Raw genomic sequence first — 13,156 nt, 5'->3', positions numbered from 1 at the left:
AGACGCCCCCTCACCCAGCCCACCCGGTGCATACCGCGTGGGCTTTTTCCTTGGAGTCATAGCGATGGCACTGTTTCTCAGCCCTGAAGAGATCAAAGAACTAACCGGTATTCGGCAAGGCAAAAATGGGAGAACCCGCGAAGCCCTGCAAGCCGCCGCACTGCGCACAATGCATATACCTTTTTACGTAAACGCGGCAGGCCGCCCCATAGTGGCACGTGCCGTGATTGAAGGTGCAACCACCAAACAGGAGATGGCCCCAGCAGTATGGGAGCCAGCATTCGCCCATGGTTAATTCAATGCCCAACTTCCGTGCCCGCAGACAGAAGTCGGGCAAAACGTATTACTACTTTGATACCGGCGCCAAGCCCCGCAAAGAGATCCCGCTGGGCAGCGACTACCGCGAAGCAGTTAAAAAATGGCTTGAGCTTTCTGCCCTGCCCCATCAAGGCCCCCAAGAGACGTTTGCCGATTTGGCTGATAAGTACGAGGCTGAAGTACTCGCCACCAAAGCCAAGTCCACACAAAACACGCAACGCGGCGACCTCAGAAAGTTGCGTGATTTTTTCTGCAACCCAACACCAGCGCCGCTGAATGCCATCAAGCCCAAGCACATCTACCAGCTGCTGCAATGGGCCAAAGACACGCCCACCACAGCCAACCGCTTAAAGCGCACGTTCAGCCACATGTTCAACATGGCACGCGCATGGGGCTGGACTGAGGCAGAGAACCCATGCACAGGCATTGAAGGCCACGCACTTGGGAAGCGAAATGTGTACATCACTGATGAGGTGTACCGTGCCGTATACGACCAAGGGAGTGACTTGCTTAAGAACGCCATGGATTTGGCCTACTTGACCGGCCAGCGCCCAGGTGATGTGCGCACACTGACAGAGCAGCACATTCAAGATGGGCACCTGGTCATCAAACAAAGCAAGACCGGCACACCGCTGCGCTTTGTGATTGAAGGGGAACTAGCCGTCCTGCTAGAGCGCATTGCACAGCACAAAGCGCAGTGCAAGCTACACAGCGACAACCTACTGACCAACAAGCAAGGCACGGCCATCACACCCATCACCCTGCGCAGACACTTTGAAGTGGCACGCACGAAAGCAGCAGAGGCCGCAGATGCAGCAAGCAACAAGTCACTGGCTGAAGCTATCCGCACATTCTGGTTCTACGATCTGCGCGCCAAGGCCGCTGATGACGTTGCAGACAGCAGAGGGGAACAGGCAGCAGCAAATCAACTGGGCCACACCAGCGTGCAAACCACCAAACGCCATTACTTACGCCGTGGTACACGGGTCAAACCCACGAAATAGGGCTTCGTTTCCGGCATAATAACCATCAGTAATGAGAATGGCAGATTTGGCAAATGCGGAGCGCTCCGCATTTATTGCAAAGTGCGCTATCATTTACGGAGCTAGAAATCTAGCAAAAACAAAGTGGTGGCGTTAGCTCAGTTGGATAGAGCAACAGCCTTCTAAGCTGTGGGTCACTGGTTCGATTCCAGTACGCCGCGCCACACAAGATGCTTTAAAAGCCGCTTCCAGCGATGGATGCGGCTTTTTTCTTGCCTACTACGCAGCGAATTGCACATGCAATGTGACACCTGCGGTTAATAAAAAAGAGAGCGGCTAGCGCTTTTATTTCGATCGTTTCAGATACTTTTCTATCTAAAAACCTTGAAAATCCTGCGCTAGCCGCTCTCTTTTTAAAGAAAGACAGGCGGTGAAAGCTTACTTATTAGCGGCCACCATGTGCTTGTCACCCAAGTTCTCTACCCAGTGGCGCACACGCTCTGCATCGCCTTGGCGGCTGTATTTACCCATGGAATCCAAGAACACCATGATCAGCTTGCGCCCCGCCACTTCCGCTTGCATGACCAAGCAGCGGCCAGCTTCAGAGATATAGCCCGTCTTTTGCAAGCCAATATCCCAGCGGTCACTCTTGACCAAGCTGTTGGTATTGTTGAACTGCAGCATGCGATTGCCGACTGCCACTTCATGGCTCGGCGACGTCGACAGTTGGCGCAGCAAGGTATTGCCATGCGCCACATTCACCAGCGTAGCCAAGTCGTGCGCGCTGGATTGGTTTCGGCTGGACAGCCCCGTAGGCTCTACATACTGTGTTTCTGTCATACCCAGCAGCTTGGCCTTGTTGTTCATCAGCTGCACAAAATGCTGCAAACCACCGGGATAGGTGCGACCCAGCGCATGGGCGGCGCGGTTTTCGCTGGACATCAGTGCCAGATGCAGCATCTCGCCGCGCGTCAGCTGTGTACCTACGCGCAAGCGTGAGCTGCTGTGCTTTTCCGTGTCCACATCATCTTGCGTGATGGTGAGCACTTCATCCATCGGCAAATGCGCCTCGGCAATCAGCAACCCAGTCATCAGCTTGGTGATGGAGGCAATCGGCAGCACAGCATGGTCGTTCTTGCTCAGCAGCACTTCTTTGGTGTCTTGATCCAGCACCAGTGCCACACTGGACTTCAAATCCAGCGGATCTGCCACCTGGTGCAAGCCAGCCATCTGGCCGAATGAAGGTCGCGCAACCGCTACGGCTGCGGCACCCGCTGCCGCAGCGGCCACCGCACGTGTCGCCGTAGCTTTGCGAGCAACTTTGGTACTGGCTTGGGTGGTGCGGCTGGCTTGTACTTTGCGGCTAGGAGCCACCGCCAAGGATTTGGTCTTTTTTTGCGCCGCCACTTTTTTGGTGGTAACTGCTTGAGCAGTTTGCTTCTTCTTGGCAGAAGCAGAGGCAGTTGCTTGCTTTTTGGTCGGGGCCTGTTTGGCGGCGTAAGCGGCAGGTGTAGCTAGCGCACAACTCAAAGTCAAAAAAGCCAGGGCTTTGGCGATTCGATGAGACGCAAACGGGGAACGGTGGTGCATGCAAGTGCTCCGAGCAAAACAACAAGGGAGTGCCGGTTACCACGCAAAAAGTCGTGCAATTTACGTAAATACACGTTTTTTTGGAGGCAATTGGCCGAATTATAGGCCTGCACCTACCGGTTGTAGCACGTAATTACCACACATTTCCAATTATTTGAGAGCACGCAACATAAGCGGCACCAACCTCAAACCGGCAGTCAATTGGAGCCGCACTTGCAGATTTCACAATCCGGCAAGTCGGTCGCCAGACGGCACTTGCACCACCGTTGCAAATGCCGTCTGAAATACGACTTAAGCGGCCACTGTTTGCAGCGCCGCCGCCCGACGCAAACCAGACATGATGGCGCGGATAGAAGCGGAAACAATGTTGGCATCCATACCCACGCCAAACATGGTTTGGCCATCATCAACACGTACTTCCACATAAGCCACAGCCTGGGCATTCGCGCCTTCGCCCACAGCGTGTTCAGCGTAGTTCATCACGCGCACAGAACGCCCCAGCGACTGGGACAAGGCTTGAACAAACGCATCAATGGCACCATTGCCCTGCCCTTCCAGCACACGCTCTTGACCATCCCAGTTGAGCTTGGCATTCATCGTGACCACGCCATTTTCTTCGGCCATGCGGTACTGCGGCACTTGAGAGATGTCCATGCTGAACTCCTTGCGGAAAATTCTCCACAAGTCTGCTGCCGTGAACTCGGTGCCCAGCGTATCCATTTCGTGCTGCACCACTTGCGAAAACTCAATTTGCAAACGGCGGGGCAATTGCAAACCGTACTCGGCCTCGAGCAGGTACGAAATACCGCCCTTGCCCGACTGACTGTTGACGCGAATCACCGCTTCATAGCTGCGCCCCAAATCCTTGGGGTCAATCGGCAGGTAAGGCATGTCCCAGATATCGCCGTCCTTGCGTGCAGCGAACGCTTTTTTGATGGCGTCTTGGTGCGAACCAGAGAACGAGGTGTACACCAGCTCGCCCACATATGGATGGCGCGGGTGCACAGGCAACTGGTTGCAGTACTCGACCGTGGCGCGAATGCCATCAATGTCCGAGAAGTCCAGGCCAGGGTTGATGCCTTGGATGTACATGTTCAACGCCACGTTGACGATGTCCAAATTGCCGGTGCGCTCGCCATTGCCAAACAAGCAGCCCTCCAGGCGGTCAGCGCCTGCCAGCAAGGCCATTTCCGCGGTCGCAGTGCCGGTGCCACGGTCATTGTGCGGGTGCACCGAAAGCACGATGGAATCGCGGCGCTGCAAGTTGCGGTGCGTCCACTCCACCATGTCAGCAAAGATGTTCGGACTGGAATGCTCCACGGTGGTGGGCAAGTTGATGATGCACTTCTTCTGGGGGGTGGGCTGCCAGACATCGGTCACGGCATCGATCACGCGCTTGGAGAATTCCACCTCGGTGTCAGAGTACATCTCGGGAGAGTATTCAAACGTCCAGTCGGTATTGGGGTGCTCCGCCGCAATCTCCTTGAACAGCTGGGCATTCGTGCGTGCCAACTCCACAATTTCGTCCTCGCTCATACCCAGCACGACGCGGCGCATCACTGGCGCAGTCGCGTTGTACAAGTGAACAATGGCACGGGGCACACCTTCCAACGCCTCAAACGTACGGCGAATGAGGTGTTCGCGCGCCTGCGTCAGCACCTGCACCGTCACATCATCAGGAATGCGCTTTTCCTCGATGAGCTTGCGCATGAAGTCGAATTCAATCTGCGAAGCCGAGGGAAAACCCACTTCAATTTCCTTGAAGCCGATTTTGACGAGCTGCTCAAACATGCGAATTTTGCGTTCGATGTCCATCGGCTCAATCAACGCCTGGTTACCGTCGCGCAAGTCAACGCTGCACCAGACAGGAGGCCTGGACACCACAGCGTCGGGCCATGTGCGATCCGTCAAGCGCACAGGAACAAAAGGCTGGTATTTGCTAGCGGGGTTCTGCAACATCGACATAGGAGCTCTCTTTCGTGATTCAAGAAAATTCGACCTGGTTCCAGCAACCCCAAAAAACAAAACGGCCCGTCGCTGGAAGCTACGGGCCGTGGAAGTAGGGTGTTGTACGCGCGCGCTACTAGATCTGCCCGTTGGACATGATGGTTAGTAGTAGGGCTAGCGACAGGTTTTGCATGCGAATAACTCTAGCACACTTTTTTGAATGGGTGTTTCCGCATTTTTGCTTAGTGGTGCAAGCCGCGTTCTTCCGGCTCGTCCTTGGACGTGCTGATCACACTGGTTTGCTGGCCCTTGGTCTTGCGCACCACATAGACGGCGTAACCGCTAAAGCCATAGATGGCAAAAACAGCAAACAACACGGTAGGCGTATGAATATTGATGATGGCAATCGCCAAAACAATCAAGATGATGGCGGCGAACGGCACGCTGCGCTTCATGTTCAAATCTTTGAAGCTGTAGAAAGGCACGTTGGTCACCATCGTCAGGCCTGAGTACAGGGTCAGGAAGAACATGATCCACATCATCTGCCCCCAAGTCAGCAAGCCATCTTCACCGCGCACCACGCCGTAGTCGTTCAGCACCCACATAAAGCCCACCACCAGTGCCGCAGCCGCTGGAGAAGGCAAGCCCTGGAACCAACGCTTGTCCACCACGCCGGTGTTCACGTTAAAACGCGCCAAGCGCAGCGCTGCACACGAGCAATACACAAATGCCGCAATCCAGCCCCAGCGGCCCAGACCTTTAAGCGCCCATTCATAGGCCACCAGTGCAGGCGCCACACCAAAAGACACCATGTCGCACAGCGAATCCATTTGTTCGCCAAACGCGCTCTGGGTATTGGTCATGCGGGCCACGCGACCATCCAAAGCATCCAGCACCATGGCACAGAAAACGCCGATAGCAGCCAGGTCAAAGCGACCATTCATGGCCATCACGATGGCATAAAAGCCCCCAAACAATGCGGCCAGCGTGAACAAGTTCGGCAGGATGTAAATCCCTTTACGGCGTTTCCGAATCACTACGCCGTTATCGCCAACTTGGGCGTCGTTGCTGTCATGCATGAAGCACCTCCAGTGCACTGCCTCTCCAAAGCGGAGGCAGCTATTAAAACCATAGTATTTTACGCAGACTGCTTTCGCGCCTGATCTGACAACAGTGTATCGCCGTCATCACAGCAGCCGCCAAAGAAAAAGGCCACTGCACGGGCAGTGGCCTTGGTCTAAGGAGAACAAGCTCCTGTCAATCAGCGCATTAGTTGCGCGTCTGATCCACCAGCTTGTTCTTGGCGATCCAAGGCATCATGGAACGCAGCTGACCACCCACCTGCTCAATGGCGTGCTCGGCGTTTTGGCGACGGCGTGCAGTCATCGAGGGGTAGTTCAGGCGACCTTCGCTGATGAACATCTTGGCGTATTCACCGCTCTGGATACGCTTGAGCGCATTGCGCATGGCCTTGCGCGATTCTTCATTGATGACTTCAGGGCCGGTCACGTACTCACCGTACTCCGCGTTGTTGGAGATGGAGTAGTTCATGTTGGCGATACCGCCTTCGTACATCAGGTCCACGATCAGCTTCAACTCGTGCAGGCACTCGAAGTAAGCCATTTCGGGGGCGTAGCCAGCTTCGGTCAGGGTCTCGAAGCCCATCTTCACCAGCTCCACGGCGCCGCCGCACAGCACGGCCTGCTCGCCGAACAGGTCGGTTTCGGTCTCTTCCTTGAAGTTGGTCTCGATGATGCCGCCCTTGCCTCCGCCGTTGGCCGATGCATACGACAAAGCGATGTCACGTGCCTTGCCGGACTTGTCTTGGTACACGGCGATCAAGGAAGGCACGCCGCCGCCCTTCAGGTATTCGGAGCGCACGGTGTGGCCAGGGCCCTTGGGGGCGACCATGATCACGTCGACGTCAGCGCGGGGCACCACTTGGTTGTAGTGCACGTTGAAGCCGTGGGCAAATGCCAGCACTGCACCAGCCTTGATGTTGGGGGCCACGTTCTTGTTGTAAACATCAGGGATGTTTTCATCGGGCAACAGCATCATGACGACGTCGGCGGCCTTCACGGCTTCGTCCACTTCCATCACGGTCAGCCCAGCTTTGCCAACCTTGTCCCACGAAGCGCCACCCTTGCGCAGGCCAACAACGACCTTCACGCCGCTGTCGTTCAGGTTTTGCGCATGGGCGTGGCCTTGGCTGCCGTAGCCGATGATGGCTACGGTTTTGCCCTTGATCAGGCTCAGGTCACAGTCTTTGTCGTAGAAAACTTTCATGCTTGGCTCCAGTTGTTCCCAGTGTTTTTATGGGGTGTGTAAAAGTTGGTTCAAAAATCAGTGTACGTGGCAATGGGGCTGCGCCGCCTTCACACACGCAAAATGCGCTCACCGCGACCAATGCCCGAGGCGCCAGTGCGCACGGTTTCCAAAATAGCCGTGCGATCCAGCGCTTGCAGAAAGGCATCGTTCTTGGATTGATCGCCGGTCAGCTCCACGGTGTAGCTTTTCTCGGTCACGTCAATGATGCGGCCACGGAAGATGTCCGCCATGCGCTTCATCTCTTCGCGCTCTTTGCCCACCGCACGCACCTTGACCATCATGAGTTCACGCTCGGTGTAAGCACCTTCGGTCAAATCCACCACCTTTACCACCTCAATCAGGCGATTCAGGTGCTTGGTGATTTGTTCAATCACGTCGTCCGAACCAGTGGTTTGGATGGTCATGCGCGACAGGGACGGATCTTCCGTGGGGGCTACGGTCAGCGACTCGATGTTATAGCCACGGGCCGAAAACAGGCCCACCACGCGTGACAGGGCTCCGGGCTCGTTTTCGAGCAGTACGGCAATGATGTGTTTCATGTCCAGATTCCTCTTTTCGCTGCCCTCCCCGATCACCGGTAAGTGACCAGCTTGGCAGACAATAGATTCGTCAAAATGAGAGCGCTTAGCGCAGATTTAATCTGCATTTGCGCACGAAAAGACTTTGAAATCAGCCACCAGCAAACGCTGGCAGCTTCTTTTTTTATAAGTCGTCAGGCCCCAGCAGCATTTCAGTAATGCCTTTGCCAGCCTGAACCATGGGGAACACGTTCTCCGTCGGGTCGGTGCGGAAGTCCAGGAACACGCACTTATTCTCTTCGCGGGCAATACGGCGCGCTTCCTTCAAAGCTGCTTCAACCTGCGAAGGGTCTTCGATCAGGATGCCGGCGTGACCATAGGCCTCGGCCAGCTTCACAAAGTCGGGCAGGGAGTCCATATAGCTGCTGGAGTAACGGCCCGAGTACTCAATCTGCTGCCACTGACGCACCATGCCGAGGTAACGGTTATTGAGCGCACAGATGATGACAGGGGTGTTGTACTGGCGGCAGGTGGCCAGCTCCTGGATGTTCATCTGGATCGAGCCTTCGCCCGTGATACAGAAAACTTCTGCCTGCGGCTTGGCCAGCTTGATGCCCATGGCATAAGGCAAACCCACACCCATGGTGCCCAGCCCGCCGGAGTTGATCCAGCGGCGTGGCTCGTCAAAGCGGTAGTACTGCGCGGCCCACATCTGGTGCTGCCCCACGTCGGACGTGACATACACGTCTTCGCCCTTGGTCATGTTGAACAGCGTATCGACCACGTACTGGGGCTTGATCACTTCTTTGTTGTGGCGATCAAACTGCAGGCAGTCACGGCTGCGCCACGCTTCAATCTGCGTCCACCACTGCGCCAGGGCCCCTTCATCAGGCTGGGCGGTGGTTTCCTTGATCATGGCGATCAACTCGGTCAGCACGTCTTTCACGTCGCCAACGATAGGCACATCCACCTTCACACGCTTGGAGATGGAAGAAGGGTCAATGTCAATATGGATGATCTTGCGCTCCACCGACATAAAGTGCTTGGGGTTGCCAACCACCCGGTCATCAAAACGCGCACCCACGGCCAGCAACACATCGCAGTTTTGCATGGCGTTGTTGGCTTCAATCGTGCCGTGCATGCCCAGCATGCCCAAGTATTTCTTATCGCTGGCGGGGTAAGCCCCCAACCCCATCAAGGTATGGGTAACGGGATAGCCCAGCATGTCCACCAAGGTGCGCAACTCTTGGCAGGCATTGGCCAGCAGTACGCCGCCACCGGTGTAGATATAAGGGCGCTTGGCACTCAACAACAGCTGCAGGGCTTTGCGGATTTGGCCTGAGTGCCCCTTTTTCACAGGGTTGTAGGAGCGCATTTCCACGGTCTGTGGATAGCCGCTGTACGTCGCCTTTTTAAAAGACACATCCTTAGGAATGTCGACCACCACCGGGCCGGGGCGACCTGTGCGGGCCACATGAAACGCTTTTTTCATGGTGGCAGCCAGATCACGCACATCTTTGACCAAGAAATTGTGCTTGACGATGGGGCGTGTAATACCCACGGTGTCACACTCTTGGAAGGCATCGGTGCCGATCGCCGCCACCGAAGTCTGGCCGCTGATCACCACCAAAGGAATAGAGTCTGTGTAAGCAGTAGCGATGCCTGTTACTGCATTGGTCAGGCCGGGGCCGGATGTCACCAGCGCCACGCCTACTTCACCCGTTGCACGGGCAAAGCCATCGGCTGCATGCACGGCCGCCTGCTCATGGCGCACCAACACATGCTCGATACTGTCTTGTTTGTAGAGTGCGTCGTAGATATAGAGCACTGCACCGCCAGGGTAGCCCCACAGGTGTTTCACACCTTCTGCTTGAAGCGCCTTGACGAGAATTTCAGCACCCATCAAATCTTGAGGTGCTATTTGTGTAGAAGCAGCCGCTGCACTGGCTTGCTCTGCTTTGGAGATTTCCATGATCAACCTTTGTGAATTTCTCTAACGAAAAACCTTGGGTGCCCCTCGCTCAAGTCCTTGTGGGACCGGTTCAGGACTTAAGGCCAAAGGACATGAGCGAAATGGTGTACGCCGGACCTTGACCCGTTTGCCTTGTTTAATTGCAAGCGATGATTATGGCACTGCAACATACGGTTTGGCTAACGCTTTTTAGGCGGCTTGCCAACGCGATGCGATAATGGATATCTTTGCTGCGCACTGCTTTTACTAATTAGGGTAAGCAGATTCGTTAGATTCCGACTTACTGAGCACCCCTGTCTTGGCCACCGAACAAGAGCTATCCGACTTCCTCAAAGGCGTGGAAAAACGTGCGTTTAAGCGCTCGGTTTACCACGTCCGCGACGAAGAGGCCGCGCTAGATATTGTTCAAGACAGCATGCTTAAACTGGCCCAGCACTACGGCGACAAGCCCGCAGCAGAGCTGCCCATGCTGTTTCACCGCATCTTGTCCAACTGCACTCTGGACTGGTTTCGTCGCCAAAAAACGCGCAATGCCGTCTTTACCACCATGAGCGACATCGCACATGGAGATGACAACGAAGACGGCGATTTTGATTGGATGCAAACTTATGCAGCCGATGACACCCATGAAACTGCGCAGAGCGCGGAAACCCTAACGCAACGCTCTCAACTGCTGCAAAGTATTGAAAAAGAAATTCAATCTTTGCCAGCGCGTCAACGCGAAGCTTTCTTGCTGCGTTACTGGGAAGACATGGATGTTGCAGAGACCGCTGCTGCCATGGGTTGCTCCGAAGGCAGTGTCAAAACACACTGCTTCAGAGCCATCCAATCGCTGAGCAAAGCGCTCAAAGCCAAAGGAATTGAGTTATGACCACACCTTCGCACCACAATGAACTTGCGGCCGAGCAATTTGCCCGAAAGCTGACTGCGCGCTTGTCCATGACGAGTGCGGAGTTGCCGTACGTGGTCACCGAGCGCCTGCGCGCCGCACGCATGCAAGCCTTGTCCGCACGCAAGCGCAGCAGTACCCCTTTACGTGCGCACCAAGCAGAAACGGCCAGTTCTTTGTTTGGTGGCAACAATGCCGAAGGCACACTATCGCTGGGCGGTCCTGGCCATGAAGACACCACGCCGGTGTGGGTGCGCCGCCTGCTCACAGCACTCCCTCTGGTTGCCCTGGCCGCAGGCCTGGCATTCATTGGCGTTGAGCAAGACAGCCGCGCCACCTTGGACGTTGCCGAGGTGGATGCAGCCCTTCTGACCAGTGAACTGCCACCCGCAGCCTATACAGACCCCGGCTTTCAACAGTACCTTCAGACCACTGTTTCCGATACCCCCTAAACTCCTGCGCACGTTTTCCTTTTCAAGGTTGCGTGCAGATTTACACTTGGCAATACATGCCCTTGACAGCTGATACACCAACAAAACCGCATTCGCCTATCTTCGCCCTGTGCGTGGCGAGCGTTTTGTTGCTGTGTCTTGTCGCTGGTGGCCTCTGGAGCATGAACCAAGTCGCCATGGTTCCAAGTGCGGTTCCTGCCTATATGGCGGTTGAAGGTGGCAGCGAACATGCATCGCTGAGCAGCAGCACACACGCACCCCAACTGCGCATCAGTTCTTCTGGCCCCATCTGGCGCGAGATTACCGAAGCACAACGCCAGGTTTTGATGCCGCTGCGCGACCGGTGGGACAGCATGGGGGCCCTCACCAAGCGCCGCTGGCTGGTGCTGGCAGACCGCTACCCAAAAATGGATGAATCTGAGCGCAACAAGCTCGTCAGCCGTATGAACACTTGGGCCAGCCTGAGCGCCCAACAGCGCAACCAAGCACGCATCAATTTTGAGAGCGCAAAGCGCTTGTCAGCCAAAGAATTACAAGAAAAATGGGACGAATATCAGGCCTTGAGTGAGGCGGAGCGAAAGCGCCTTGCGGAACAAGCGCGCAAAGCCAAAGCAGCAAAAAAAGCAAAGCGCAGACTCGCCGTACCTGCACCCAAAGTCGAAGCCCCGAAAAAGGAGAGCGCGCCCACTCCTCCCGCTCCAGCAGTGGTTGAAACACTGCCTGTGGAAACGCCCCAAGCAGCACCAACAGTGCATCTGTCTCCGATGCAGCCTCTGCCTGCCGCATCCAGCCAGCCTATTTCCGTTCCGCAGTCCATGCCGCGTGTTGATCTACCTCCACTTCCTGCAGCGCCACAGCACTAAACTGCCCGCGAAAAGCACCTACGTTCGCGGCACCCTGTGCACACGCAGGCACAATCAACCACCTCCTCCCGCGCGCTGGCACCTCGCTTACTTCACTCGTTGGCATGCAACCGTCTACCCTCCTCTCCCCATCTTTGTCTGCCCCAAGCCTGCGCCGCCGGATGGCCTGCTGGCTTTATGAAAGCCTGCTGTTATTTGGCGTGGTGTTTGTGGGCGGGATTGTCTTAGGCGCTGCAGGCGTATTGTTTGGCGCCCCTCTCTCTCCGCGAACCCTGCAAGCCATGCTTTTTGTGGTGCTGGGCATGTATTTCGCGTGGTTTTGGAGCAAGGGGCAAACCCTTGCGATGAAAACTTGGCACATTCAAGTGGTCGACACATACGGGCGCCCTTTAACTCGCATTCGCGCACTTGCCCGCTATGCCTTGGCTTGGCTATGGCTGCTACCACCGCTGGCTATGGTGGCACCTTTCCACCTGCCCGTCGCCGAAGTTGCTGTACTGACTTTCGGCTGGGTGGCGGTGTGGGCACTGCTGAGCCGCTTCCATCCACAGCGCCAGTTTTTTCATGATGTCTTAGCAGGCACACGTCTTATCGATACTGCCCAGGAAAAGCAGGGCGCTTAACGCGCCTGCAGCCTCCTCCACCTCAAAAACAACCTTATGTCTTCCACACCTAGCTTCTCTATCTGCGTGTACTGTGGCTCGCGCCCAGGCGAACTCCCAGTCTATGCACAGGCAGCTCGTGCAGTAGGCGCATGGATCGGCCAACGAGGCGGTCAGTTGGTGTATGGCGGCGGACGTACGGGCTTGATGGGCATCGTTGCGGAAGCCACCAAAGCTGCAGGCGGGCGCGTTGTCGGCGTGATCCCCCAAGCCCTGGTCGATAAAGAGGTGGCCAACCAAGCCTGTGATGAGCTCCATATTGTGGGCAATATGCACGAGCGCAAAGCCATGATGGCAGAGCGTAGCAACGCCTTCTTGGCGCTGCCTGGCGGGATTGGCACCTTTGAGGAACTTTTTGAGGTCTGGACCTGGCGCCAGCTGGGCTATCACGACAAACCGATTGGCTTGCTGAATATTGAGCACTACTACAGCCAGCTGCTTGGCTTTTTAGAGTCCACGGTATCCAACGGTTTTATGGGTGCTTGGCAGATGGATTTAATTCGCTCCAGCAACCACATTCCTGACTTGTTGGAGTTCCTGGTCGAAGCTGCTGGCACTTCGCCCCAAAGCAAGAATTTGCGCGAAGTACTCTGACCCCCATGCTTCACCCATAAAAAAAGCGATCTTAAAGATC

13 protein-coding genes and 1 tRNA gene are annotated in these 13,156 nt (G+C 55.7%); 8 read left to right on the top strand and 6 right to left on the bottom strand.

Annotation, left to right across the window (positions count from 1 at the left end):
• Positions 1 to 64: 64 nt before the first annotated feature.
• From B3R00_RS03385 to B3R00_RS03375, 3 genes are all read left to right on the top strand, one after another.
• The gene (locus B3R00_RS03385) at positions 65 to 295 is read left to right on the top strand and encodes a DUF4224 domain-containing protein (RefSeq protein WP_286997429.1); all 231 of its coding nucleotides are present in this window, start codon (positions 65 to 67) and stop codon (positions 293 to 295) included.
• On the top strand, positions 288 to 1,322 hold the full coding sequence (locus B3R00_RS03380) for a tyrosine-type recombinase/integrase (protein WP_286997428.1): 1,035 nt from the start codon (positions 288 to 290) through the stop codon (positions 1,320 to 1,322). Before B3R00_RS03385 ends, B3R00_RS03380 begins: the two co-directional genes overlap by 8 nt.
• Before the next feature lie 126 nt (positions 1,323 to 1,448).
• A tRNA-Arg gene (locus B3R00_RS03375) sits at positions 1,449 to 1,525 on the top strand.
• Between the two features lie 214 nt (positions 1,526 to 1,739).
• Here B3R00_RS03375 and pbpG read toward each other — a convergent pair.
• The 6 genes from pbpG to B3R00_RS03345 all read right to left on the bottom strand — a co-directional run bounded on the left by pbpG (position 1,740) and on the right by B3R00_RS03345 (position 9,656).
• Complete coding sequence (pbpG, locus tag B3R00_RS03370) at positions 1,740 to 2,891, bottom strand: D-alanyl-D-alanine endopeptidase (protein WP_286997427.1); 1,152 nt, start codon at positions 2,889 to 2,891, stop codon at positions 1,740 to 1,742.
• A gap of 291 nt (positions 2,892 to 3,182) precedes the next feature.
• Complete coding sequence (gene leuA / locus B3R00_RS03365) at positions 3,183 to 4,850, bottom strand: 2-isopropylmalate synthase (protein ID WP_286997527.1); 1,668 nt, start codon at positions 4,848 to 4,850, stop codon at positions 3,183 to 3,185.
• A 230-nt stretch (positions 4,851 to 5,080) separates the two neighbouring features.
• Positions 5,081 to 5,917 carry a CDP-diacylglycerol--serine O-phosphatidyltransferase gene (gene pssA, locus B3R00_RS03360; RefSeq protein WP_286997425.1) on the bottom strand — a complete coding sequence of 279 codons (837 nt, stop codon included), beginning with the start codon at positions 5,915 to 5,917 and terminating at the stop codon, positions 5,081 to 5,083.
• Positions 5,918 to 6,107: 190 nt separating this feature from the next.
• A complete protein-coding gene (ilvC, locus tag B3R00_RS03355) occupies positions 6,108 to 7,124 on the bottom strand; it encodes a ketol-acid reductoisomerase (protein WP_174863355.1) in 1,017 nt (338 codons plus the stop codon).
• Positions 7,125 to 7,213: 89 nt separating this feature from the next.
• Positions 7,214 to 7,705, bottom strand: a complete 492-nt coding sequence (gene ilvN, locus B3R00_RS03350) for an acetolactate synthase small subunit (RefSeq protein WP_169167787.1) — start codon at positions 7,703 to 7,705, stop codon at positions 7,214 to 7,216.
• Between the two features lie 163 nt (positions 7,706 to 7,868).
• Positions 7,869 to 9,656, bottom strand: a complete 1,788-nt coding sequence (locus B3R00_RS03345) for an acetolactate synthase 3 catalytic subunit (protein WP_286997424.1) — start codon at positions 9,654 to 9,656, stop codon at positions 7,869 to 7,871.
• Between the two features lie 298 nt (positions 9,657 to 9,954).
• On the opposite strand from B3R00_RS03345, the gene B3R00_RS03340 reads away from it, so the two are divergent.
• From B3R00_RS03340 to B3R00_RS03320, 5 genes are all read left to right on the top strand, one after another.
• Entirely contained in the window at positions 9,955 to 10,527 is a 573-nt protein-coding gene (locus tag B3R00_RS03340; RefSeq protein WP_174863354.1) for an RNA polymerase sigma factor, read from the top strand.
• On the top strand, positions 10,524 to 10,997 hold the full coding sequence (locus B3R00_RS03335) for a DUF3619 family protein (RefSeq protein ID WP_286997422.1): 474 nt from the start codon (positions 10,524 to 10,526) through the stop codon (positions 10,995 to 10,997). The genes B3R00_RS03340 and B3R00_RS03335 overlap by 4 nt, the downstream gene beginning before the upstream one ends.
• Positions 10,998 to 11,158: 161 nt before the next feature.
• Positions 11,159 to 11,860 carry a DUF3106 domain-containing protein gene (locus B3R00_RS03330; protein WP_286997420.1) on the top strand — a complete coding sequence of 234 codons (702 nt, stop codon included), beginning with the start codon at positions 11,159 to 11,161 and terminating at the stop codon, positions 11,858 to 11,860.
• Positions 11,861 to 11,964: 104 nt separating this feature from the next.
• Positions 11,965 to 12,483, top strand: a complete 519-nt coding sequence (locus B3R00_RS03325; RefSeq protein WP_286997418.1) for an RDD family protein — start codon at positions 11,965 to 11,967, stop codon at positions 12,481 to 12,483.
• Between the two features lie 36 nt (positions 12,484 to 12,519).
• Positions 12,520 to 13,116: a TIGR00730 family Rossman fold protein gene (locus B3R00_RS03320; protein ID WP_286997416.1), complete on the top strand. Its 597-nt coding sequence runs from the start codon at positions 12,520 to 12,522 to the stop codon at positions 13,114 to 13,116.
• Positions 13,117 to 13,156: the final 40 nt, after the last annotated feature.

The organism is Comamonas sp. UBA7840, assembly GCF_002501455.1.
In the GTDB taxonomy this organism is placed as follows: Bacteria; Pseudomonadota; Gammaproteobacteria; order Burkholderiales; family Burkholderiaceae_C; genus Comamonas; species Comamonas jiangduensis.
Note: the sequence above shows the minus strand (reverse complement) of the source record. Positions and strands in the feature narration are given on the sequence as shown.